This window comes from Sulfurimonas sp. SWIR-19 (assembly GCF_020410885.1).
Taxonomy (GTDB): domain Bacteria; phylum Campylobacterota; class Campylobacteria; order Campylobacterales; family Sulfurimonadaceae; genus Sulfurimonas; species Sulfurimonas sediminis.
The window spans coordinates 463242-489568 of record NZ_CP084578.1 but is presented as its reverse complement, the minus strand read 5'-3'; the positions used below and the strand labels follow the sequence as shown (position 1 = coordinate 489568).

At 39.7% G+C, this 26327-nt stretch carries 18 protein-coding genes; 1 reads left to right on the top strand and 17 read right to left on the bottom strand.

The window, feature by feature from the left end:
• Window positions 1–10: 10 nt before the first annotated feature.
• The 15 genes from glgB to ppsA all read right to left on the bottom strand — a co-directional run bounded on the left by glgB (window position 11) and on the right by ppsA (window position 23271).
• Window positions 11–1930 (bottom strand): 1,4-alpha-glucan branching protein GlgB, encoded by a 1920-nt coding sequence (gene glgB / locus LCX93_RS02545; protein WP_226068111.1) that lies wholly within the window; start codon window positions 1928–1930, stop codon window positions 11–13.
• Window positions 1920–3398, bottom strand: a complete 1479-nt coding sequence (gene glgA / locus LCX93_RS02540) for a glycogen synthase GlgA (RefSeq protein ID WP_226068110.1) — start codon at window positions 3396–3398, stop codon at window positions 1920–1922. The genes glgB and glgA overlap by 11 nt, the downstream gene beginning before the upstream one ends.
• Window positions 3391–4233, bottom strand: coding sequence for an ROK family protein (locus LCX93_RS02535; RefSeq protein WP_226068108.1), 843 nt, complete (start codon window positions 4231–4233; stop codon window positions 3391–3393). The genes glgA and LCX93_RS02535 overlap by 8 nt, the downstream gene beginning before the upstream one ends.
• Window positions 4230–5588: a glycogen synthase gene (locus tag LCX93_RS02530; RefSeq protein ID WP_226068106.1), complete on the bottom strand. Its 1359-nt coding sequence runs from the start codon at window positions 5586–5588 to the stop codon at window positions 4230–4232. The genes LCX93_RS02535 and LCX93_RS02530 overlap by 4 nt, the downstream gene beginning before the upstream one ends.
• Window position 5589: 1 nt before the next feature.
• Entirely contained in the window at window positions 5590–6606 is a 1017-nt protein-coding gene (locus LCX93_RS02525; protein ID WP_226068104.1) for a galactose-1-phosphate uridylyltransferase, read from the bottom strand.
• Entirely contained in the window at window positions 6599–8608 is a 2010-nt protein-coding gene (locus tag LCX93_RS02520) for an alpha-amylase/4-alpha-glucanotransferase domain-containing protein (RefSeq protein ID WP_226068102.1), read from the bottom strand. The genes LCX93_RS02525 and LCX93_RS02520 overlap by 8 nt, the downstream gene beginning before the upstream one ends.
• Window positions 8609–8617: 9 nt before the next feature.
• On the bottom strand, window positions 8618–10639 hold the full coding sequence (locus tag LCX93_RS02515; protein WP_226068100.1) for a glycoside hydrolase family 57 protein: 2022 nt from the start codon (window positions 10637–10639) through the stop codon (window positions 8618–8620).
• A gap of 7 nt (window positions 10640–10646) precedes the next feature.
• Window positions 10647–13148: a sugar phosphate nucleotidyltransferase gene (locus tag LCX93_RS02510; protein WP_226068098.1), complete on the bottom strand. Its 2502-nt coding sequence runs from the start codon at window positions 13146–13148 to the stop codon at window positions 10647–10649.
• Window positions 13149–13169: 21 nt separating this feature from the next.
• A complete protein-coding gene (pgm, locus tag LCX93_RS02505) occupies window positions 13170–14819 on the bottom strand; it encodes a phosphoglucomutase (alpha-D-glucose-1,6-bisphosphate-dependent) (RefSeq protein WP_226068089.1) in 1650 nt (549 codons plus the stop codon).
• 1 nt (window position 14820) lies between these two features.
• Window positions 14821–15252, bottom strand: coding sequence for an outer membrane lipoprotein (locus LCX93_RS02500; protein WP_226068087.1), 432 nt, complete (start codon window positions 15250–15252; stop codon window positions 14821–14823).
• 18 nt (window positions 15253–15270) lie between these two features.
• Entirely contained in the window at window positions 15271–16278 is a 1008-nt protein-coding gene (gene gap / locus LCX93_RS02495; RefSeq protein ID WP_226068085.1) for a type I glyceraldehyde-3-phosphate dehydrogenase, read from the bottom strand.
• Window positions 16275–18413 (bottom strand): alpha-glucan family phosphorylase, encoded by a 2139-nt coding sequence (gene glgP, locus LCX93_RS02490; RefSeq protein WP_226068083.1) that lies wholly within the window; start codon window positions 18411–18413, stop codon window positions 16275–16277. The genes gap and glgP overlap by 4 nt, the downstream gene beginning before the upstream one ends.
• A gap of 131 nt (window positions 18414–18544) precedes the next feature.
• A complete protein-coding gene (locus LCX93_RS02485) occupies window positions 18545–19942 on the bottom strand; it encodes a dihydrolipoyl dehydrogenase family protein (RefSeq protein WP_226068081.1) in 1398 nt (465 codons plus the stop codon).
• Between the two features lie 9 nt (window positions 19943–19951).
• Window positions 19952–20857 carry a beta/alpha barrel domain-containing protein gene (locus LCX93_RS02480; RefSeq protein ID WP_226068079.1) on the bottom strand — a complete coding sequence of 302 codons (906 nt, stop codon included), beginning with the start codon at window positions 20855–20857 and terminating at the stop codon, window positions 19952–19954.
• Window positions 20854–23271 (bottom strand): phosphoenolpyruvate synthase, encoded by a 2418-nt coding sequence (gene ppsA, locus LCX93_RS02475; protein ID WP_226068077.1) that lies wholly within the window; start codon window positions 23269–23271, stop codon window positions 20854–20856. Before ppsA ends, LCX93_RS02480 begins: the two co-directional genes overlap by 4 nt.
• Before the next feature lie 163 nt (window positions 23272–23434).
• Here ppsA and LCX93_RS02470 point away from each other — a divergent pair, with 163 nt between their 5' ends.
• A complete protein-coding gene (locus LCX93_RS02470) occupies window positions 23435–24478 on the top strand; it encodes a YfdX family protein (protein WP_226068075.1) in 1044 nt (347 codons plus the stop codon).
• On the opposite strand, the gene LCX93_RS02465 is transcribed toward LCX93_RS02470, so the two are convergent.
• Both LCX93_RS02465 and LCX93_RS02460 read right to left on the bottom strand, forming a co-directional pair.
• Complete coding sequence (locus LCX93_RS02465; protein WP_226068073.1) at window positions 24479–25405, bottom strand: NAD(P)-dependent oxidoreductase; 927 nt, start codon at window positions 25403–25405, stop codon at window positions 24479–24481.
• Entirely contained in the window at window positions 25406–26326 is a 921-nt protein-coding gene (locus LCX93_RS02460) for an EI24 domain-containing protein (RefSeq protein WP_226068071.1), read from the bottom strand.
• Window position 26327 lies beyond the last annotated feature (1 nt).

Below are 26327 nucleotides of genomic sequence, written 5' to 3'. Positions count from 1 at the left end.
AAATCCTCCCTTACTCTGTTTTTTTCAGATATATCACACTGAGCGGCGGCAGTGTAATTTTTATGCTGTTCTTTCGACCGTGCTGCTCTTTTGCACAGGATTTTACCCTGCTCAGTTTTGCACTTGCACCTCCAAACCCGGTGAAATCAGAGTTAAAGATTTCACTGTAAACCCCTTTCGTCGGCACGCCCAGTGGGTAGTTCACATGTTCTTTATCTGCAAAGTTGCACACGATTATGATGGGTTTTTGGTTTCGTGCTCCTTTTCTGACAAAGGCAATAACATTGGCATGATCATCATTCTCTTCTATCCATGAAAATCCCTCGCTTATGACATCATTTCTATGCAGAGAGGGTTCCTCTTTATAGAGTTTGTTCAGTGTTTTGACACAGTTTTGCACCCCTTGGTGTGCAGAATATTCCAAAAGATGCCAATCCAGACTCTGTTCATAATGCCATTCGTTAAACTGTGCAAATTCTCCGCCCATAAACAGGAGTTTTTTGCCGGGATGTGCCGTCATAAGGGCATAGAGTGCTCTTAAATTGGCAAATTTTCTGTAATTGTCTCCGGGCATTTTATTTATCAAAGAACCTTTCATATGCACAACCTCGTCATGGCTGAGAGGCAATATATAATTTTCATTAAACATATAGACGAAACTGAATGTCAGATCTTTATGATAATGCTGTCTGAAAAGCGGGTCTGTTTTCATATATTTGAGTATATCGTGCATCCAGCCCATATTCCATTTATAGCCAAAACCGAGCCCGCCTTTGTCTACCAACCCTGTCACCATGGAATAATTTGTCGACTCTTCGGCTGCCATAATAATATCGGGAAAATTTTTATACACGGCGGTGTTTAAATCCTGTAAAAACTTCACGGCACCATGGTTTATATTTGAGCCGTCCTCATTGGGGACCCATTCTCCCTCTTCTCTTGCATAATCAAGATAGAGCATAGATGCTACACCGTCAACCCGTATGCCGTCAGCATGGTACATCTCCAGCCAAAACATCGCCGAACTGATCAAAAAAGCACGCACTTCGTTTCTGTCATAATTAAATATGGCACTCTTCCACTCAGGATGGTATCCCCTGCGTGAGTCGGCATGCTCATACAGACAGGTACCGTCAAAGTTCATTAGTCCGTGCCCGTCATTGACAAAATGCGAAGGCACCCAGTCTAAAATAACACCGATATCATGGGCATGCATAATATCAACAAACTCCATAAACTCATGTGGGGAACCATATCGTGAAGTCGGTGCAAAATATCCGGTTGTCTGGTACCCCCACGACCCGTCAAAAGGATGCTCCATAACCGGCATAATCTCCACATGCGTGTAATTCATCTCATTGAGATAAGCGGCTAACTCATGCGCAGATTCAACATAGCTTAAAAAACGGTTGTCTTCTTCTGTCTTGCGTTTCCATGAGCCTAAATGGACTTCATAGATGGAAATCGGCGCTTTATGCGCATTGTTTTTCATTCTGTTTTTCATCCATTTTGCATCATGCCATGCATACCCCTCTAACGCATAAATCTTTGATGCCGAACTCGGTGCCACTTCTGCATAAAAGGCGAAAGGATCGGATTTGTCTTTACTTACATGCTGATGTTTTGAATCTACAAAATATTTATATGTGCTGAGTTCTTCTATCCCACTTATAAAACCTTCCCATATACCGGAATCATCTTCGCGTTGTTTTAAAAAATGGGTATATCTGTTGTAGTGGTTAAAATCTCCCTGCACGGAAACACTTTTGGCATTTGGTGCCCATACGGCAAAATAAACCCCCGCAACACCTTCTCTTTGCATTTTATGAGAGCCAAGATGCTTGTAAAGCTGAAAATGTTTCCCCTCTTTAAACAGGTATATATCAAATTCGCTCAAGCGTGACACATCATAAAAAACTTCATATTTCATAATTGTTTCCTCGTTTATGTTGCAATGCAAACAGATACACTTTTTCATACTCTTTCGCCGAATCTTCCCAGCTGAAATGCTCCTGCATTGCAAATTTTTGCATTCTTTGGAATGCCTCTTTTTTATTGTTGTAAACATCTACAGCCCATAAAACCGTGTTATAAAGTGCTTCTGCTGTAGCATCGTAAAATTTGAAACCATTGCCGATTTTATGCTGCGCATCAAAATTGATTATCGTATCATCAAGCCCTCCTGTGGCTCTGACTATAGGCAAAGTACCGTAGCGCAGACTGTATATCTGGTTGAGTCCGCAGGGTTCAAAGAGAGAGGGCATTAAAAACATGTCACTGCCTGCTTCTATTTTATGTGCCAGTTCATTTGAATATCCTGCATGCAGGGCAAAATTATCTCTAAAACGGGCTACTTCTGAGAAAAAATCTTCAGCCCAATACTCACCGGTTCCCAGCATAACGACCTGTATATCATGGTCCAAGAGTTTATTGATCACGCCCGCTATCAGTTCTATACCTTTTTGTTTTACAAAACGTCCTACAAAGCCTATTAGAGGAACATCATCCCGCACTGCAAGATGAAAATGTTTTTGCAGATCTTCTTTACATGTAAGCTTTCCCCGCATGTTTCCAACATCATAGTTTTGTGCTAAAAATTTATCAACAGCGGGGTTCCATTCTGTATAATCCACTCCGTTTAAGATGCCAAAAAGTTTATGGTTGTGTACTCTTATATGCCCGTCCAATCCAAAACCGAATTCCGGTGTTTGAATCTCAAGAGCATATTTTTTTGATACGGTGGTAACGGCATCCGCTTCGGCAATGCCGCCTTTTAAAATATTGACACTTTCAGAACTCTCCAAAGAGTACGGATTAAAATATTCCCAGCCGACCTCCATAACATCCATCACCCCTTTGTAAAAATGTCCCTGATGCTGCAGATTGTGAATTGTCAACACAGAAGCCGCATACGCAAAATCATGCACAAAGCGTGTTTTGGCAAGAACTGGCAGCGCAGCCGTATGCCAGTCGTTTGCATGAATAATATCAGGCGTAAAGTGCAGCATTTTGCAAAGCTGCAAAGCTGCTTTTGAAAAAAATACAAAGCGGTTGTCATTATCATGATACCCGCCGTTCTCATCCCCATACAGTCCGCTTCTTCCAAAATAGTGCTCATAGTCTATAAAATAGATTTCCACCTTGCTTTTCGGCAGAGTTGTTTTGTAAACCCCTGCCCAAAGCTCTCCCATAATACCCATGGGAACACCCAGTGGTGCAGGAAGTTTTTCCAGTTTTTCTGTCTCCACAGTGTAATATCTCGGCATAACAACTTTAATGTTATGACCCAGCTTTTGCAGCGCTTTTGGCAGGGCACCGGCAACATCAGCCAAACCGCCTGTTTTTGCAAAAGGAACCACTTCGGCAGCTGCAAAAAGTATATTTAGTTTTTCAGACATGAGAATCCTTTAATAAAAATGCACCCTCAAGAGCGGCATCTTCAAGTTGTGAAAGAGTAATTTGAATATTTTTCAAAGCAAGAGGCAAAGCATATTCATGGATTTTTTGTTCAATAATTTCGTGTAAGTACCTGTTGTTCATTATCAACCCTCCTCCAAGCACCAGAACATCCGGATTAAAGAGTGTTATTGTTGTGCCAAGAGCATACAAAAGAGCTTCAACAAACGCATGGTAAATCTTTTGTGCTTTGTCATTTGTACTTTGACCTAACTCTTCTAAACACAGTTCTGTATTGAGTTTATAATATTCTTTCCATCGTAAAAGTCCGCTTCCTGAGCAAAAAAGTTCTATACAGTTCTGTTTGCCGCAGTTACATGTAAAGGGCGTCTTTTTGCAGGGAATATGGCCTAACTCTGTTGCAATACTGTCACTCCCCTTGATCAAAACAGAGGAGGAGACAACCCCAAGCCCCAGACCTGTCCCCACATAAACGGCACAGATATCTTTTGCCCTGTGCGCTTTTGCTTCTGCTAAAACAACACAGTTTACATCATTTTCTATAAAAAGTTTTACCTTGTATTTGGCTTCTATATAGACTTTTATGTCATGTTTGTCGATTTTTATATTTGGAGAGGCAAGAATAGTACCATCTTTGACCTGTCCGGCATAGGATATAAAAACAGTTGCAATCTTTTTTTCTTTTTTTAAAATCATCTCTAAAAAACTGCAGAGTCCTGTCTGTGTGCTTTTGAGAGATGCTTTTTCTACTCTTTTGCCATTTTCTCTGAGTTCATAACGAAGATATGTTCCGCCTATATCAATGCCAAGTGTCATAGCAGACTCTTATAAATTTTGAAGTATTTTTTGGCACTTGCAGCAAAAGAAAAATCACATGCAAGATTAAAATCTATAATCTTTTGCATTTTTTCCTTCTCTGTGTACAGAGACAAGGCTCTATCGACAGCATACAAAAACTCTTTTTTGTTCTGCTCCTTATAGCTAATCCCCTGTCCGCAAGCGGTTGTATGCTCATGCACAGAGTCTTTGAGTCCGCCGACCTCATGTACGACGGCTATACTCCCACAATTCATGGCAATGAACTGATTTAATCCGCAAGGCTCAAACCTTGAGGGCATCAGTAAAAAGTCAGAAGCAAGGTATGCCTGATGTGACAGCTCTTCATCAAAGTCCTGAACAAAAGAAAAGTTTCTGTGTTTTTTTGCAAACTCTTTCAGCGCTTTTGTATATTTTGCTTCGCCCTCTCCCAAAATAAAAAGATTAAGTTTTTTGTTTTGGAGTTCTGCAAACGACTCCAGCAACAAATCAATACCTTTTTGTTCAGTTAACCGACTTACCATAATAAAAAGCGGCAGCTTTGAATCTTCAAAGCCAAACCTGCTGCAAAATTCAGTTTTTGCCTGCCTTTTTACTTTTTTGCTCTGCAAAGGCCGAAAAACAGTTTCATCAATCCCGTTTAAAATACCGACAAGTTTTTCCCTGTGTTTTTGCAAAAAACCCTCTAAACCGCAGCCAAATTCCTTTGTTACAATCTCCTGTGCGTATGTCGGGCTTACCGTCGTCATCACATCGCTGCAGGCAATGCCCGCTTTGAGAAAATTGACTTTTGAATAAAATTCCAGAGCATCCATAGTAAAATATTTGGACGGTATGCCCAATGTTTCCAAAACTGATTGTTCAAAAATACCCTGATAGGCAAGATTGTGAATCGTAAACACTGTTTTTATCCTGAGTTGATACTCTTGTATAAAAAGTGCTACTAATGCCGTATGCCAGTCGTTGAGATGAATCAGTTGACAGTTAAGACGGATAGAGAGCTCAATAATTGCCATACAAAATATGCCAAATCGCAGCGCATTGTTTTTATAGTCCCCGTGTTCATCTGTGTAAAGATTGTGCGTCTGACTCAGATGTGGTGCTTTGACAAAATAGGTCACAATCCCTTTGTCTTCTTTGGTAAAAATCTTCACAGGGTAATGCTTAGCGTCCAAACTTACCGTAAAGTCGTCATAGAAAACATACTCCTCTTCATGCATAAAACCGTACAAAGGCATGACTCTGAAAATTTGAACATATTTTTGCAAAGCAAGCGGCAAAGAGGAGGCAACATCGGCAAGACCGCCTGTTTTTGCATAAGGAAAAATTTCACTGGCTGCAAAAAGAACACGCATTTTATTTTCCCCTCAATAATTTGGCACAGTTTTCAGGTTCAATCCCGTTAATTGCCATCTCTGCAGATATTTCAAATCCGGCCAAGGTATATATTCTTGGCATTATACGCAGATAAAAACTGAAATTTTTATCAATATCATCCATATATTTTTCATTTTCAAAATTTTCATTTACCGGTGCAATATGAAAACTGATATTATAATCATAAGAATCAAGCTGAATATCTAACATTACAAAAACATTTTTTATGAGTTGTGCCAAATCTGCAAGTTCTTCTTGAGAACATTTGTTTAAACTTGAAAGCACTTTACCCGGAGCAATAATCACTTCAAAAGAAAAAAAACTTGCATAAGGACAGTATGCCGTAAACATGCCTACTTCATTGATTATTCTGATTTTTGCCACTCTTTCATTATGCAGTATATCTTCAACGATTCCTCTGCCGTGAACCGAGTAATACGCCTGGTTTCTTTGTAAAAATTCCAGGGCATTTTTGGACATTACAGGTAACGCTATAATTTGTGTATGCGGATGCTCCTGTGAGGCTCCCGCATTTTTCCCGCTGTTTTTAAAAATATTTAAAGAGATAATTCTTTTGTCTTTTGTCAAATCGGTTATCCGTGCATGTATCGTTTGCAGCCAGTCAAAGATCTCTTTTGGAGAAAGGGCAGAAAATCTGCACTCATGACAGGGTGTATCTATAATAATTTCATGTGCACCAAACCCTTTGACATACTCAAAAAAACCGTCTCTTTGGGAAATATTTTCTTCTTCAATCTGTACTGCCTTATACAGATTCGGAACAACTCTTGTTCTCCAGCCCGGTGCATTTGCCCTGTTGTTGTCTCTTAGGGCAAAAATTTCCGGCGGCGTAAAATCTTCATGTCCCTCACAAAACGGACAGTTTTCTTTCTCAGACTCTGCAGGCTCCTGTTTTACCAGATTTGGACGATGCAGACGCTCAGGTGCGATAATTACATATTTGTTATGCAGTTTGTCATAACGTATTTCAGACATTGCACACTTCCAAAGAAAACTCCAGTTGCAGCTCTGACAGAAAATCTGTTGTAAAAACAAAGCTTATCTGCTGCGCGATTTTTTCAAAACCGCTTTCAGACTGTGAAACAGTATGCAGAACAAAGGCAAACACATCGCATTTTTGATTTGTCCTGACAATCAATGCTTTTTCCGTAAAATCATCATAAATCACTAATTTGTCAATATCATACAAACACAAACCCTCTTGCACAGTTTTCTCATTTAAAGTAACACTGTAAGGGTGGGCAAAATGAAAATTAAACTCCTGTGCAAAATACAGTTTATCTGCATATAGAGTTGTAAATCTATTTTTTAAATGAAGAGCATTTGTATCAAAAAAATACCTTTTTTGCAGTTTTGCCTCATACTTTTCTCCGCCGAGATAGATACCGCCCTTGCGAACAAACTTTTTATTTTTCAGAACAAACGCTCCGTTCGCAAAATCACCCACCTCTTTGTATGCCAGACTTTTAAAACTCTCCAATGTAAATTTCTCACAGCTGAAATGGTCTACAAAAGAGTTCTTCGCATGCCAGTCAAACACAAGTTCGCTCTTAAAAGACACATCTGCTTTTTTGTCTCTGTTGTGAATAGTAGCAACACCTTCTTTGTTTGCATGGTTTACATCATTGCTGTTTTGTTCTGCCTCTAAAATTTTATTATGATAGGGCTCTTTTCTTCTTATTATGGTATTTTGCCAGTTAAAGAGTGTTTCAAGTGAGCCGAACTCCACCATCTGCGCACCATTTTTTGTCGAAAAAAGCAGACTCAGTGTCGGTGTCAGAACTTTGAGTTCCTTGTATCCGTCTTTGTCAATATCAAAAAATTCAAAACCAATCTCCTCTTTTGCTCGCTGCTGTTCTGCTTCCAGAAGATATTTATAAGCATTGTCCCGCAGGCTAGGCAGATAAAAACCACCAAAAACACCATGCCAGAAGCCATCATTTGTCTGCAGTCTATAGAGTGCATCAAGTGAATATTTGTCAAAATATTTTTGTTTGGAACTCAGATAGAGCATTCGCTTATGCAGATAATTACTCTCATGATATTTTATAAAAAAGTTTTTCCAAATACCGCCTTTGATGATATAGGGAGCAAGCTGTTTTTGGACCTTTTCAAATTCCAAAGCATCTTCTGTCTGCAGACTCCACTCCCCCATTTCAGCGTAAGAGCAGTTGTCAAGATACGCCAGTCCCAAGGAGTTGTTTTTTTGCAGATATTTGCTGTAATGCTGGGTAATGATTTTTTTATTTTCCAAAACAGCTTCTACAAACTTCTGCAGCCATTTTTGCTCATACACCCATTTGTTTGTATCGGGCCAAAGCCCGAACTTCTCAGCATCATCAAATATAACGGCAGCAGAGGGTTCTTCTTTTTGATACTCCAAAACAGCACTGATCGCATCATCCACATTTGAAAAAGGCAAAGCATAGCGTAACTTTTTTGCTATGGGAAAAAGCGCCACATCTTCCCCGTTGTCTTCCGTCATATAATAGCCGTTGAGTCTGTTTGCGTCATATCGGTTACTCAAAAAATGGTAGTCATCCACCATGGCATATTGTATACCGCATTTTTGTAAATCTGTTACCAAAGAAGATTCCCAAACCCGTTCCGTCAGCCATAAGCCCTGAGGCTTTACCTTAAAATGTTTTTTTATATAGTTGTTGAGCTTTTTTATCTGTGCTCGACGGTCTTTGGAGGGTATGGAAGAAAGCACGGGTTCATAATATCCTCCGCTGAGCCACTCCAGAGAACCGGCTTTCGTCAAAGTCTGCATATTTGCAAAAAGTTCCGGATACTCTGATTTTATCTTGTCAAGCAACCACCCGCTGCAATGCAGAGAAAACTTAAACTTTGGATATTGCAGCATTGTCTGAAAAAACGGTTCATAACAGAGTCTGACAGCTTTGTCTACTTCTTCGTCAAAATTATCTACCGGCTGATGCATATGAATCCCGAACAATAAAGATACTTTTTTCATTTCACTTCCTTATATAAACCAGTTTTTGGCATAGTCATCCTGCAAATCGATTGCAAGTTCACCGAAACTCGGCAGGGTTTGCAATGAAGCACTGTTTTGTTCTATTTCAAATCGTAACCAGATTTTCTTTTGCTTTATCTGCTCTTTATCCAGACTTATTTCCAGCCACTCTTTACATGCCGATTTTACTTTTATGCCTTGGAGTACAGTCTCTTTTTGATGAAAAGAGATTTTTATACTCACTCCCGTCGGGTCGATTATGATATTTATCCTGCCCTTTTTACACAAATTTTCCACAGCTCCTTCAAACGCAAAATAGAGTTTAGTATCATCCTGTCCGTAGTATATTTTTTTGACGGGTCCCGTATTTGACTGCATTGTTGAAAAAACTTTGCTTTCATCTATCACACCACAGCCCATCCACTCAAAAAACGAGTCTCTTTTACCGTCTATATTCGGTGTTATTTTTGACTGCGGTTTTATCCAAAATTTTGTACTGCTTTGATTTTTGCTTATAGGTATATATAAATCATTTGGCACCGAGATGCCAATCAGTTTATAAATATTTATCAAATATCTGCGAAAAATTGCATCAAATTCCAAAGCAAAATTTGTATAATGGTCGCTTCCGTACCACCAAAACCAGTCAGAGCACTCTGCTTTTAAAAAGTACTCTCTTATTTTTACTTTTATATCCTCATCTAATCTCTCTTTATGATGTTCATAATCTTTTTTTGCCAAAAACAAAAGTTCCCAGGCCCTCGTCTTTTCATATTCTCCGACCCAGGTATCAAAAGAGGCATTTATCCAGCTGCCCGGTGCCAGCTTACTAAGCTTTCTCGAGGGCAGGCTTTTTACCTCATCCGTTGTTAAGGTTGTACACCAGGATGCTTTTTCCAAAGAAGTGTAGAGTGCCTCAAAAAAATCAAAACCGTTGTTTTTATAAAATTCCCAGGCATTTTCACCGTCTAAAATAACAAAAACAGTGGCATTGTCATTGATGTTTTGTACAGACTCCAATGCTGACATAAAATTTTCTGCGGCCTCTCCGGCCTCTTTGTATCTATACTCAAAACCTATCAAATCGCTCAGTTTGTGATCACGAAATCCTATAAGCATATTGTTATGATTATAGGGTGTGTAAATAAGATTTTTATTCTTTGTATTCAAAGATTTATAAAGTATCTCTTCATCTGTAGCTATAAAATGCACACCGAGAGATTTTAAAAGCTTGACGCTCTGCTCATCAACAGCTCCCTCAGCAGGCCAGAAAACATCTGTTGTGTAACCAAAAGTATCAAAAAACAGATCTTTTGCCTGTTGTACATGTAAACGGGCATCTTCTTCAAGTTTTTCATAATTTGGCGGTATCTGCGTTTGGTTATTTGCTCTTTTTGCATTTTGCATATCAAGCAGCAACGGCAGTATAGGATGATAAAAAGGCGTCGTACTGATTGTTATACGTTTTGCATCATACAACTCTTTATAAAACGCCCATATACCTGCCGTAAATTTTGACAATTCCTCTAAAAGTTCTGCTTTGTCTTCGTTTGTATAATTTCTTTCCTTTTGCAGTAAACGCTTTACATGTAAGTTGTTTTTTTGAAGATAGTTGCCACACCACGAAAGTAAAAACAAAATCTCCAGGTCCAGAAACTCATCATCATCCAAAGCATCTTTCCTGTAAAGTTCTTCATAACGGGGCAAGCCTTTTACCATCGTCTCAAACTGAGAACTTTTACAAATTTTTATGAGCCATTGTCTCTCCTGCGATTTTAAAGAAGAGGGATTTTTCAGCCAAAGAGACAAAAATTTGTCTGACTGTTCAGGATTTTTATAATAAAGTTTCAACTGTTGTATCAACGGTGCAGTTATGTTAAATGTTGCATGTATGTTTTGGTACCGACTGAGCATCCACGGCATATCATAATAATCTTTTACAGCATGCAAAAAAACCCACGGCATCTGCATAATTCCCTCTTCGTTACGATAATCAGGCTGGTGCATATGCCACATAAAACTTACATTCATAATTATTCTACTCTTTTGAAAATTGCTCTATTTTTTTCAAATATGATTCATAAAGCAACTCTCCTTTCTCATCATTCTCAGCCTGAATATAGAGGTTGAGATGTTCACTGTACTGGTCAGGTATCATGAGTACCCAGTCATTTTTGTCTTCCCAGATTTTCACACCCATTTCTGATGATGATTTTTTTTCCTTTGCGTATTTCAGAAATTTTCGCATCATTGTACCCTTGAGCTTTTGCGGGCACTCTACCTTGAAATGTTTATAGTAAAAATCGCTCAGACTTCTTATGAGAATTGACAAATCAATTTTATAGGTACTCAAAAGCTCCATAATTTTCAGACTCGCATAGATGGCATCACGCGTATAGCTAAACTCCGTAAAAACAAAATTGCCGTCCACTGTGGCAATCAGATCATACTCTTTTAACTTTTGCACTTTAAAATCACTGTACTTGCCTCTTTCTATCACAAGATTTTTAAAATATCGGATATCCGGCGCCCAGACAGGTAAAAAAACTCTCTTTTTTTCATTCATCCCCTCCAGATTCAACAACTCAAGCACGGCATACAAAGCTTTTACCTTACTCAAAACCATACCGTTTTCAGCCACCAAAACTAACTGCTGGGCATTGGGATAAATTAAAAACCCCATATTATAATTCAGACAGCGTACAATTTTTGACACATTGAGTTGTGATTTTTTCTCAAGCAGAGCAATATTTGTTAATTTTTTCTCATCATAATAAGCGTTGAGAATTACATGCTCTACGGCCATATCATTGATAATTTTTGGAAATATATCTACTGTTGTGCCATGCATTACATCAATCACCACTTTGAAATTTTCATGTTTTACAATCTTATGGTCAATATTATCCATAATTGCCCGCTGATAACGAATAGCCTCTATCTTATGTTCGGTATCTCGAATTCTCCCAATTTTGTTATAGTCAACTCGACGGAATTTCTCTGTAAAAAAAGTTTTTTCGATTGCTTTGGCAGATTCGGAATGTATTTTCATGGCTTCATCATTAAAGAATGTGATCTCAGAACTCGCTGTATCATTCAGGCATCTTTTAATATGCACACCGGCGACCAGTGTATCATCATGTGCAAGCGTATACCTCAGCACAGAGGGAGGCGTATCTTTTAGATCCAGTATATTGATTCCCGAAGAAACCAGTCCTCCTAAAAAAGCACGTTTGATCATATGTGAGTTTTTGTCATAATCACGTCCGGCTAATACGGTAGAATGCACCGGAAGCTGCGCACCCAGAGATTCTCCCAGTTTTGTGGCCATTTCACAAGAGAGTTCAATGTTGCTCTTCCCGTAAACACTCCCGTCTTCAAAAATAGAATTTTTATATTTACTGCCCAAAATAAGATTGTTTGTCACAACGGAAGCCGGTTGTATTTTTTTATTTGGCCAGATGATTACATCTTTGTCAAAACGTGTCAACTCCCCTACTTCACACCCCTCTGCCAGTATAAGACCTGCTATGGCTGTAACATTTCTCTCAATAATATTATCATTGCAGATAATGCACCCATCCATTAAAACATGTGTAGCTACCTTAATATCTTCCCAAAAAACAGAATTTTTAATCTTACTTGATGCACCAATGACTACATTGTCCCCTATCACAGTATTGCTAAGTTTTACATTTTTCTGAATTGTCACACTGTTACCCAGAACAACCGTACCGATAATCTCAACCGAATCTGCAAGCGTATTTTTGCCTAAAGAATAAAGCACTCCCTCAGGATATTTTTTCTTCTGGCCCGGTATTGTAAATTTCACCTCACCGCCCAGTATATCTTCATATACCTCTCTGTAGCTTTGCGGATTACCCACATCACGCCAGTAACCCTGCAGATTGTAAGCCATGAGCTCTACTTTTTGCTCCATAAGTGTTGGAAACAAATCTTTTGCAAAATCAAAGTTTTCACCCTCTGGAATAAAGTCCAGAATTTCCGGTTCCACTATGTAAATTCCTGTATTTATGGTGTCGCTGAAGACTTCTCCCCAGCTCGGTTTTTCAAGAAATTTTTCAATCACACCCTCTTCATTGGCAATAACCACGCCAAACTGCAGAGGGTTTTCAACCGAAGTAAGCCCGATGGAGAGTTTTGATTTTTTTTCTTCGTGAAATTGCAACAGTTTGCTAAAATCAAAGTCCGTTACCAAATCACCACTGATGATAATGAAATTCTCATTGCCTATGAGTTCCTGTGCAAGTTTTACAGCTCCGGCTGTGCCGTAATCATCATCAGGTAAAACATAGCTTATTTTTATACCGAAATCACTGCCGTCTTTAAAGTAGTCTTGAATTATTTCGGGTTTGAAATACAAAAGCACTATAAATTCTTGAATACCTGAATCTTTGAGCATCATCATCGTATACTCCATCATAGGCTTATTCATTACAGGCAACATCGGTTTTGGACGTGAATGTGTCAAAGGCTGAATTCTTGTACCGAATCCGCCCGCCATAACTACTGCTTTCATCTCTCTCCCTTGTTTACAATTTTAAATCACCCCGGATTTGGAAAATAATTGTTTCATTATGGACACGGCCTCTTCCTGTATCTGTTTTAAATGCTCTTTTGAGAGAAAACTCTCGGCATATATTTTGTAAATATCTTCTGTTCCCGATGGCCGCATGGCAACCCAGCCGTTTTGTGTCACAATTTTCAGTCCGCCTACAGCCGCATTGTTACCGGGAGCTCTCGTAAGAATTTTTTTGATTTTTTCGCCGCCGAGTGTTTGTATGTCAAGAGAGTCTGCATGAAGATTTTTCAGTATCTTTTTTTGCTCCAACGAGGCAGGTGTATCGATACGGGCATAATAAGCAACACCGAATTCTTCTTCAAACTCTGCATAAATATCTGCTATATCTTTGCCTGTAAACGCCATAATTTCTGCAGCCAAGAGTGTCATAATAATGCCGTCTTTGTCTGTTGTCCAAACAGAAGCACTGTTTTTTAGAAATGATGCTCCGGCACTCTCTTCTGCTCCAAATCCAAGCCATCCTTCAAACAAGCCTTCTGCAAACCATTTAAAACCTACCGGCACTTCATACACTTCTATACCCAAACTTTCACAGACTCTGTCTATCATAGAACTTGAAACCAAAGTTTTTCCGACTTTCAAATCTTTCGTAAAGTTTTTTCTATGCGTAAAGAGATACCAGACAGCCACACTCAAATAATGATTCGGATTAATAAGTCCGCCTTTTGGCGTTACAATTCCGTGTCTGTCGGCATCCGTGTCATTTGCAAACGCCACATCATATTTCTCTTTGAGTTGCAACAATGAAGCCATTGCATAAGGCGAAGAACAGTCCATACGAATTTTTCCGTCATGATCCAAAGTCATAAAAGAAAAGGTAAAATCCGCATAGGGATGTACGATGTCCATATCAAGATGATAATACTCTTTTATCTTTTGATACACCTGTATGGCTGATCCGCCCAACGGATCTGCCGCCAACCTGAATTTGGCATTTTTTATAGCTTTAAAATCTATAATTTCAGAGAGTGCTTCCACATAAGGCGTAATAAAATCATATTCTGAAACATATTGTGACTGCACAGCCTCTTCATAAGAGAAAAGAGCGACATCTTCAAGATTGTTTTGTAAAATTTCATTCGCTCTTTTTTCTATAGCGGCTGTCACATCGGTATCTGCAGGTCCGCCATTTGGCGGATTGTATTTAAAGCCGCCGTCCTGGGGAGGGTTGTGGGAGGGAGTAATGACTATACCGTCTGCTCTCTCTTTGTTGTGTTTGTTATGTTCTAAAACTGCAAAAGAGATCAAAGGTGTGGGGGTATAAATTCCGTCTTTGGCAATACAGACATAAATACCATTTGCGGCACATACACGGACAGCAGTTATCTGTGCAGGGGTTGAGAGGGCATGCGTGTCTTTGCCTATATAAAGCACTCCGTCATACTCCATCTTTTTTTTATATTCACATACCGCCTGCGTAATTGCCAGGACATGTGCTTCATTAAAACTCTTTTTAAAAGCACTTCCCCTGTGACCGGATGTTCCAAAGCTTACCTTTTGCTCTGCAGATGAACAATCCGGCTGATACTCATAATAATCACTGATAAGCGAGGCAATATCTGTTAATTCTTTATAAGAAGCCGGCTTCCCTGCCAGAGAACTCAGCATTTTAAAATGGCTCTACACTGTATACTCGGCCATTGCGTTTGACTATACGGATTCTTTCACCTTTGTAGAAATCTTTCCCTTTGGCGATCACTACAATCCGTCGTCCGTCATCAAGCAACACGCTCAATTCAAGAGCATTTGCTTTTCCGAGCTGGTTCCCGGCATAGGCACCGCCTAAACCACCTATAAGAGTTGCCAGGGCATTGCCTCTGCCTTTACCGACCAGGGAGCCTAAAACCACACCAGAGATTGCCCCCACAAATGTACCTGTACCGTTATCTTTTATAACGACCGGTTTTACAGATTCAATAGTACCGACCTGATAGGTCAGTTCATAATTTACAGCACTCGGGTCTATTTCATTGACACCGCGTGTGGCACATCCGCTCAAAAACAAACTACCTGCTAAAACAGTTGCTAAAATTCTTTTCATAATTCTTCCATCCTTTCTTTATAATTTTAAAGCCATATAATCAGCTACTTCAAGCAGTCTCTGTGAGTAACCATACTCATTATCGTACCACGCCATTACTTTGACCATACTTTCTCCGACTACAGATGTTGACAAACCGTCTATAATACCCGAGTGTCTGTTGCCTATAATATCCGAAGAAACAATTTCCTCAGTCGTAAACTCCAAAATACCCTGCAGCTCATTTTCTGAAGCTTTTTGAAATGCTGCATTCACACTCTTTGCTGTTACATCTTTATTTAGCAGTGCCACAACTTCTGTTATCGCTCCATCAGGGACAGGAACACGCAATGCCATGGCTTCCATTTTGCCCGCCAGTGAAGGAATGACTTCAACCGTTGCAATGGCTGCGCCTGTAGTTGTCGGTATGATGTTGACAGCCGCCGCACGCCCGCGTCTTCGTTTTTTGGCACGTTTGTCAACAGTCACCTGTGAAGATGTATAGGCATGAGTTGTTGTAATCATCGCATATTTTACACCGAAATTTTCTTCAAACACTTTCATGACAGGCGCTAAAGAATTGGTTGTACACGAAGCATTGGAGACAATATGATGCTTTGCAGTGTCATACTCCTGATGGTTCACACCTTTTACAATTGTTAAATCGACATTTTTACCCGGTGCGGAGATAAGCACTTTTTTTGCACCGGCTTCTATATGCTGCACTGCCAAAGTTCCATCTGTAAAACGCCCTGTACAGTCTATGACAATATCTATGTTCAGCTCTTTCCACGGCAGTTCAAGCGGATTGTGATTGCTTAGTATTGTGATTTCATGTCCGTCAATTATAAGTCTGTCATCTTCTGTTTTGATAGAAAAATTCGCTCGTCCGTGAACAGAATCATACTGCAAAAGATACGCAGCATCTTCTACACTTGAAGTATTTGCCGCAACTATTTCACAGTTTTGCGGCAGATTATTTACATAATGTCTGAGTACCTGATTGCCAATTCGACCGAGTCCGTTAATCGCTATACGTTTTTTCATGATTTTTCTCCTGTGTGTTGTAAATTTTTTGAGATAGGAATATAAAACTTTTCAAGATAATCTTTCATCATTCTTCTTGCACTAAATGCAGGCGGAATACTCAATATTGCCTCTTTCATTTTCACTACCCAGCCATTGGGTACGCCTTTGTTGTCTTTATCATAATAAAGCGGTACTATTTCATTCTCCAGCAAATCATACAGTTCGGAGGCATCTTTGGCATTGTCAGAAGGTTCTGTTCCAAAAGTCCAACCGTTCTTACCATTATAAGACTCTGGCCACCAACCGTCCAAAACCGATAAATGCAATGTGCCGTTGAGTGAAGCCTTCATACCGCTCGTACCGCAGGCTTCCATCGGTATCAGCGGATTGTTCAACCATACATCCACACCGTGAAGCAGATATTTTGCTACATTTTCGCCATAATCTTCCACAAAAGCTATCCGCCCTCTAAACCTGCAGTCTTGCGCTGTCTTAAATATATGTTGCAGTATTTTTTTCCCTGCCATGTCAGAAGGATGGGCTTTGCCTGCAAAAATAATCTGCACAGGCTTGTCACTGTTGTTAACAATTTTTTCCAGTCTGTCCAGATCTTGTAAAATCAAATCTGGACGTTTGTACTCAGCCATGCGACGGGCAAACCCAATCGTTAAAATATCAGGATCCAAAAGCACGCCTTCGGACATGGCAACAACAGGGTCTATACCGTCGTCTGCATATTTCATGCGGACACGTTCTCTTATAAAATTCACCATTGTAATTTTACTTCTTTGTGAAATATCCCAAAGTTTTTTATTTTCTATCTCCTTTATAAACCCCCATAATTCACTCTCATCCTGTATTAAATTCCATTTGTCACCCAAAGAATTTATCACTATTTCAGACAGTTCATCACTGATCCATGTCGGCAGATGTACTCCGTTTGTCACATAATCCATAGCCGGTTTGCCATCTTCTTTTTTGGGCAGCACATGTTTCCATATCTCTCTTGCCACCTCACAGTGTTTTTTACTGACTGCATTTGTATTATCACACATATTCAATCCAAAAACAGTCATATTGAAGCCGACATTTGGATTATCAGGATTAAGACCAAAACTCATAAACTGCTCTTTGTTCATCCCCAATGCTTCCCAGTAGTCTTTAAAGGATGCACCGATCATATCAAAATCATATACATCCGTTGCAGCCTGCAGAGGTGTATGTGTTGTAAAAATTGAGGTTTTTTTCACTTTTTGAATCGCTGCATCCAGACTCAGTTTATCATTTTGCATAAAACTTCGTACCCGTTCAAAAAGCGCAAAAGCGGGATGCCCCTCATTGAGATGCAAAATGGAATACTCAATGCCAAGCTCTTCAAGCACTCTGTATCCGCCTATACCGAGTACAATCTGTTGACGCAGTCTTTGATTCATGTCAGAAGTATAGAGTCTGGAAGAAATCTGCCTGTCCCAGGGATCATTTTTTTCTATGTCCGTGTCTAAAAGATAGAGTGTTACACGACCGACATTTATCTTCCATACACTTGCAAACACAGGAGGGTCAATAAACGGTACTTCTATGGTAAAATGGTTTTTAACTTTATCTAAAACCCTTTCAATGGGTGCCACATCTTTTTCTATCGGTTCTTCAGCTCCGTTTTGCCAGCCATCTGTACCGATAAACTGACGAACATACCCTTTTGGATACATAAATCCTATACCCACCATCGGCAAACCCATATCGCTGGATTCTTTTAAAATATCTCCGGCTAAAAATCCCAAGCCTCCTGAATATATCGGTACGGAATGATGCAAACCGTATTCGGCACAGAAATATGCAACAGGCAGAGGTTCCTTTGCATAAACATTGGTATCATTCATATACACTTTGAACATATCATATACATAATGGTATTCACGCATAAAATATTCATTGGAACAGGCTTTTTCCAGTTCTTCTTCTGACATATTTTTAAGCATAAGAATTGGATTATGATTACTCTCCTTCCACAGATAGGCATTTAAGAGTTTAAAAAGATTTTTTCCGCGCGGATTCCATGTCCACCATAAATTTAATGAAATATCTTTCAAACCAATTAATTTTTTAGGCAGTTTTGGTATGGCTATATTTATCGAAGGATCTTTTTTCATCATCTTTTATCCTTTATTTCCACTTATAAATCGCTGTCTCTTCAAGCATCATCATCAGAACTCTCACAGTGGGATTTCCCCGTGAATCTAAAATTTCTAATGCTTTTATGCTTTTTATAGTTGTATCAGCCATTTTATTTTTTTCTTTGCATCATAGATTTAAAAAATATCTGCTGTGCCAGTTTTCCAAAAGCTTCGCCCAGTGTCGGATGTGGGTGAATTGCCCCCAATACGTCCATAGCAGTCATCTTATTTGCTACTATCAAGGAAGCCTCTCCCGCAAGTGATGAAGCATCTGTACTTACAATCTCTACACCTATGATAATTTTTGTTTTCTTGTCAATGACAAACTTCACAAAGCCGTCTGTTCTTTTGTCTATTTGTGCTCTGGCATCTATCTCATAGTTATAGACTTCTACGCTTATTTCTATATCTCTTTTTTTTGCGACATTTTCATCTATTCCTACTACAGCGATTTGCGGATCACTAAAAAGTACCCAGCTGTTTTTGTCATAATCGACTACATGCGGGCTTGGCGCATACATATTGTGTACAACTACACCAGCTTCATAACTTGCAGTATGCGCAAATTTCGGGCTGTTAATACAGTCACCGCAGGCATAAATATGTTCCTGGGATGATTGCAGTTTTTCATTAACCAGTACACCTTTTGCATCATATGCCACTCCAGCTTTTTCAAGGGCCAGATTATCAAGATTTGCCACACGACCTGTTGCCATGACAACATTCTCATATTCAAGAATCTGTTTTTTCCCTTCTTGCCTGAAATGTATTATAAATTTATCATTTTCATAATCAATCTTCTCCAACGCTACATTCAAATCTACTTTGATACCAAGTGTAAGCATATTGTTATAAACAATATCTGTTGCATCTTTACTGATATGCTTTAAGATTTTTTCACCACGCTCCAGCACATGGCACTTTGTGCCAAGTTTTGCAAACATTTGCACCAATTCACAACTAATGGCACCAGCACCTATAAAAAGCAACTCTTTTGGTATCTCTTCTTCAAAAAACAAATCTCTGTTTGTCCAGACTTTATCAACCCCATTCCCTTTTATATCAGGAATTGAACTTTTGGCACCTGTCGCAATCAGTGCCTTTTTGAAACCAAAAAGCTCTCCGCCTACTTCTACGGTATGCCCGTCAACAAAGGCTGCTTTGCCTTGTTTGAAATCAAGTGAGGGTAATTTGTTTATCTGCTTTAATGCAGCCATAGAGCGCTTTTTCAAAATCATATCTTTATCTTGCAAAACAGCTTCCCAATGTATCTGTTCACTTCCTTTAAGCTCTACATTAAAAGTGCTGCAAGTGAGCACATCCCAATATTTATTTGCCGCATTTTCAAGTACTTTTGAAGGAATACATCCCTCAAACAAACATTCGCCGCCCGGTGCTTCTCTTTTATCTATCAACAAAACTTTTATACCAAACTGTGCTGCTGCCATAGCCGTTGGAGTTCCTGCAGGACCTGCACCAATAACGATTAAGTCATATTCTGTTTTCATTTTTCTCTCCTATTGGAGTAGTTTCAATGCTTCTTTTACAGTAGCATTTTGCGAAGTGATTGCATAAACAGCATTTGCCATTTTGACAGCCTCCTGCAGAGGTCGTTGGTGAATATTCCGCCCTGTGCCATTGCCTCGAGAACCACCTTTGTGAATTTGTTCGTACAGTTGTGTCAAAAACTCTTTTTCATCTGTTTTGGCACCGCCTTCACAAAGAACACCTGTTCTGCCCGCTGCCATTGTAGCCTCTCGCAACAGTTTCGGATTAAATTTTCCTTTTTTATCATATGGCACTTTGAGTTTTACAAAATCAGCACCCAAGGCTGCTCCGACACCTGCGGCACCTGCTATCAAATGCCCGTCATGTTCATCTTTTACAAAGCTGCCCTTTGGATAAATCCACAGCACGGCCAAAAGTCCGTTTTTATGTGCTTCATGGACAATACTCGCCGCCTGGGTCAGCATCTCATGCTCATATGCACCGCCAAGATAAACCGTATAACCGACCCCTTTGATGTCAAGTTTACTCTCTTTGGCAAAGGCAACCACATCACCGACACTCAGCCAGGCTTTTGAGTAGGGGTCTTGTTTGTCATAAGGAACAAGATTTGTTTTTGAGTTGAGTTTTACAAGATAAGGAATATTTTTATAATCACGTCCGTACCTGCTGATAAGCCCAAACTGTGTTGCAAAAACACCGATTTTTGCACGTGAAGCGATTTTAAACAGATGCTCGGGAGAGTTGTCTTCAAGCGGAATATCTTTGCCGTAGAAGTCATTGTTCAGATGCTCAACTTTCTGGTCTCCTGCAAAAAGCATCAAATGATTTGTAGCGTTTGTCGCACTTTTGAGATTTTTTTTGTATGTTTCTTCTTTGTTTTTTGGCACATCTGCCGGAATATTGTATTTCATCATGCTCTCCCCAGTTTTTGTTCAAGTTTGCCTACATTTTCTATGGTTTTCAAGACACTGTCTGGATTCAGACTCATCGAATCAATACCCAGACGCACAAGGTACTCCGCCATTTCAGGGTAATCTGAAGGTGCCTGACCGCAGATACCGCTGTGACGGTCATTTCGTTTGCAACCCTCCACTGCCAGCCGTATCATCTCTTTGACCCCTTCGTCTCTCTCATCATAATCAAAGGCAACCATTTCGCTGTCACGGTCAACTCCAAGTGTAAGCTGTGTCAGGTCATTGCTGCCTATGCTGAAACCGTCAAAAAGTTTACTGAAATTATCAATCTGAATAACATTGTTTGGAATTTCACACATCACATAAATCTGCAGTCCGTTTTCTCCCTGTCTGAGACCGTATTTTGCCATGGTATTGAGCACTCGCTCGCCTTCATCCACTCTGCGGCAAAAAGGAATCATTAAAATGACATTATCAAATCCCATCTCATCACGCACTCGCTTCATGGCCGCACACTCCAGAGCAAAGCCCTCTTCATAATTTGGATGTGCATATCTTGAAGCACCTCGAAAACCTATCATCGGATTATCTTCTTTAAGCTCAAAAACCTCACCGCCGAGCAGCGTTGCATATTCGTTTGATTTAAAGTCACTCATGCGGACCACGCAGGGTTTCGGGTACACAGAAGAAGCGATAGTTGCCACACCTTCTGAGAGTGTTTTGACGAAGAAGTCTTCCATAGAGTCATAAGCCCGGGTCAGTTCTTCCAATTTGTTTCGTGTTGCCTCATCCACTTTTTGCGGATGTTTGAGTGCCATCGGATGCGCTTTTATATATTCATTAATGATAAACTCCATTCTTGCAAGACCTATCCCGTCAACCGGTAAAGAGGCGAGGGAAAAAGCAATATCAGGATTTCCGAGATTCATCATAATCTTTGTTTTTGTTTTTGGCAGATTTGAAAGATCGGTTCTTATGATTTCATAATCCAAAAGACCTTCATACACATGGCCCTCTTCTCCCTCGGCACAACTTACAGTCACTTCGTCGGCATCTTTGAGTACCTCTGTGGCATTGTCACATCCTACAACCGCAGGTATGCCAAGTTCCCGTGAAAGAATTGCCGCATGACAGGTTCTTCCGCCTTTGTTTGTAATGATGGCAGAGGCTATTTTCATGATAGGTTCCCAGTCAGGGTTTGTGGTATCAGCGACCAGTACTTCACCGGCTTTAAAGGTATTGAGATCTTTGACACCTGCTATGTATCGGGCTTTTCCCTGCCCTATTTTTGTGCCGATAGCCTGACCTGTGACAAGAACCCTGCCCTTTTCTTTTAGATGATAGGTTTCAAGGATATTGCCTTTTTTCTGAGATTCAACCGTTTCAGGGCGTGCCTGCACCATATACAGATGTCCATCAAGTCCGTCTTTTGCCCACTCCATATCCATCGGTTTTGTAAAACCGGCTTTTTTCGAGTAGTGGTTTTCCACCTTGATGGCATAATCTGCAAGGACCATTACCTCTTCATCTGTTATACAGAAATGGCTCTGCTCTTGTGCTGTCGTCGGTATATTTTTTGTGTACTCCACTGCTATGTTGTCCAGATTTATCGTATCTGTAAAAATCATCTTTTTTTCTTTGGAACCCAAAGAGCGTTTGAGAACAGTACGAAACCCTTTGTTGAATGTCGGCTTATGCACATAAAACGCATCAGGGTTGATACTTCCCTGGACAACATTCTCGCCAAGTCCGAGTGCTGCATTTATGAAAACAACATCTTTAAAGCCTGTCTCGGTATCAAGTGAGAACATGACGCCGCTCTCCCCGATATCACTGCGCACCATTTTCATGACAACCACAGAGAGATAGACTTTGAGATAGTCAAAACCGTTATCATATTTATAATGTATAGAGCGATCTGTAAAATTTGATGCCAGACATCGTTTGTAGGCATCCAGCAGTTCTTCTACACTTGAAATATTCAGGTAAGTGTCATTTTGTCCTGCAAATGAGGCTTCCGGAGAATCTTCAGCCGTAGCAGAGGAGCGAACAGCCAAAGAGAGAGTCTCTCCGTACTCTTCTTTGAGTTTTTCATACGCCTTTACAATATCCTCACGCAGATCATCCGGCAGTTTTGCATTATAAACTATCTCACGGCATTTTTTTCCTGCACTCTGCAGGGCATCAACATTATCGACATCAAGATTATCAAGGAGTGCGTGCAGTTTTTCCCAGGCATTGTTTGCATCGAGTACATGTATGTAAGCACTCGATGTAACAGCAAAACCATTGGGCACACGAACACCTTCTGCTGTGAGATTCTGATACATCTCTCCAAGAGAAGCATTTTTCCCGCCAACCTCGGCAACATCCTCTATCCCGATTTCTTTAAACCATCTAATATTTTTTGACATCCTTGCACTCCTTGAAATAGTTTGTATTGTAAAGTATTGTACCCCTTTTTCAGTAAACAAACATTCAACAATATACAACTGTTTTCAATAAAGTGTTTACTATCTGTTATCAATTCTATTTCATAATTATACTAAACAAACTTGATATAAGAAGGATAAAGTTATGAAAAAAAGAGTTATATTATCAACGGTATTGGCAGGTGTACTGCTTTCAAGCTCAGCACTCTATGCAAGCTACAACGACAGTGTTTCAAAAAAAGAAGAGAGAGCGATTAATAATCCGGCTTCGGTAAAAGGTCATACTGCTGCCCAGGCAAAGGTGGAAGAGTCTCGATCCAAAGAAGAATTTATGCGTAAAATGGATGCTAAATATTTTCAATCAGATGCAAAAAAAGAAGATATGCAAAGATTGAAAAATGTTGTCAATCAAGAAGCAGACCAACACAGACAAAGCCTGCAAAAAGTGCCAAAAGAGATTGCACAGGCACTCAGACAGACAGTTACAGCCCTTAAAGCTTTGCAAAAAAGAGATACAAAAACGGCAAAAGATGCCCTCAACAAAGCCACTAAACTTTTTGACACGGCACTCAAAAACAATCCGAAACTCACACTCGTGCCGGTTGCAGATGCCATAGAGGTTCATGATTTTACAGGAGATTCCAAACTGGTCAAACACATCATAAAATCTGCCCAGGATTTACTTGATGATTATGATACACAGGCAGCCAGAGCTATTCTCATGCCTTTGGAAGATGAAATGGTAATGACAACACAGTATCTGCCGATGGGTATGTATCCTTTAGCGACAAAAGAAGCACTCAAAGAGTTAAACAAAGGCAAAGCAAAAGAGGCTTTTTCAATACTTGTCACTGCCTTAAACGGTATCGTCATGAAAACGACCATTGTTCCTTTGCCGCTGATTACAGCACAAAGTCTGGTAGTTGAAGCATCCAAACTCAATAAAAAAGAGAAAGAAAAAGCAACGAAACTGCTTGATTTGGCACAGGATGAGCTTGAAAAAGCAGTCTATCTGGGCTATACAAAAAAACATGCACCTGAATATAAGATGCTGCAAAAAGAGATTGAAAACATAGAAAAAGAGATTAAAGGCAAAAATATAGTTGCGAAACTTTACGAAAAAATCAAAAAAGATTTTACATCACTGTTAAGCAAACATGAGGCAGAAAGTACAGAAAAAAAGCACTAACTACTGATAATCACGCTGGCATGAGAGTTTCAGACAGTTTGGCAACTGTCTGCCTGCAAGAAACGCCTTCATATTTTCTAAAGAGATCTGCATAATCCTTTGCAGGGCCTCTTTGGTGTAGTATGCCATATGTGGTGTGTAGAGAATGTTGTTTCGCTGAATATACTTTATGTCGCTTATGACATCGAGACAGAGAATATTTTTCATTCTTCCGTACAGCACATCTTCAATCAGTTCTCCGCGTGCCGTATTGACAATAATGACATCTTTTTTTAATTTATCTGCATTTTTTTCATTGATAATATTTTTTGTAGCCGGTGTCAAAGGCAGTGCCAGCATCAAAATATCACTTTTTTGCAAAACAGAGTCCAAATCACAAAAATCAATCCCCAACGCATCGACAATCGGTTTTTTTGTTCTTGAATAGGCGACTGTTTTCATACCAAAACCTTTTCCTATTCGCGCCATTTGCGAGCCTATGGTACCAAGTCCCAAAATCCCGAGAGTTTTACCAAAAAGTTCCATTCCCTTAAGATCACTGTACTCAAAATTGCTCTGTTTCGCCCGTTGTATAGCTGTATTCGTATGTCTTGTAGCATTTAAAAGAAGTGAAAAAGAAAATTCGGCAACAGCCGGACCGCCGTAACCGGCTACATTCGATACCAGCAAACCACGCTTGTAAAGAGCTTCACACTTTATATGGTCATAGCCTGTTGATCTTGTCTGCAGATACTTCAATGCCGGAAGTTTTTGTAAAATTTCATCTGTAATGCGAGAGTGTACAAAAACAGAAACAGCATCATACGCCTGTCTCTCTTTGAGTGCCTCATTGACAGTCTCTTCAAAAAAGAAGAGTTCCTGCCCTTTGAGATGCTCTTGAAAAAAAGCTTTTTCTTCCGATTTTGTCTCAAAAAATGCAATTTTCATCTAAAGTTCCTTTTGAATTTCTTTCAAATAGTAAAACATTGCTATCTCACCAAAAAACGGTCCGAAAATATTAAAAATTGGTAAAAAATTAAAGAGTGCTGTCACACCGCTGAGTATAAAAAAACCTGTTTTATATTCAGAAAGTTTCGCTCTTTTTTCTTTGGGTATCACCAAAAGAGCACTGTCATTGACAAAGGTGTCTTTAATAAGCCAGATCCATAAACCGATTTGCAAAACAAAATTAAGTACAGGAATAAACAACAGAGGAAATGCCACGATTGATACAACTGCATAGATCATTATATCCAGGAGTCTGTTTTCACTTGCTTTGATCTCATCTTCTTGCAAAAGTGTCTCATAGGGAAAATATTTTTCATTAATATCCTCCAGCAGTGCTTCACTGAAAAAGCTTGTAACAAGCAGCATAGTTACAATGATGCCACTGTAGACAAAATAGAACCCAAGCAGATAAGCAAGTCCTGTCTCTAGCGTTTCAAACGGCAGCCAGTTCAGCAGTTTTAAAAACTGCGTATGTATGGCAGAACCCTGCAGCATCCAAACCAGGGACCAAAAAACAGCACTGCAAAAAACTACCAGCAAAGAAAAAGAGCTGTATTTTTCTTTGGAAACTCTCTCTAAAATCATATTGCCAAAAAATGCCAAAATCAAAGCAAAGGTTATCAACACAAGACAGAACCATAAAAAGGAGGAGAGAATCCAGGCGCCGTTGGAACGCAGCATAGAAAAAGGAACAAGATCAATAAAATAAGCGGCAAGAGAAACCAGTTCATCCCACAAAAAATAGCCAAGTACGGACCATACAAGCGTGACAACCAGACCAATCCCCAATGCACGCTTCATTGTTTTGTAATTGAGTATTGCACTGAAACCAAAGAGTATCGCTTCTATAACATTTTGCATC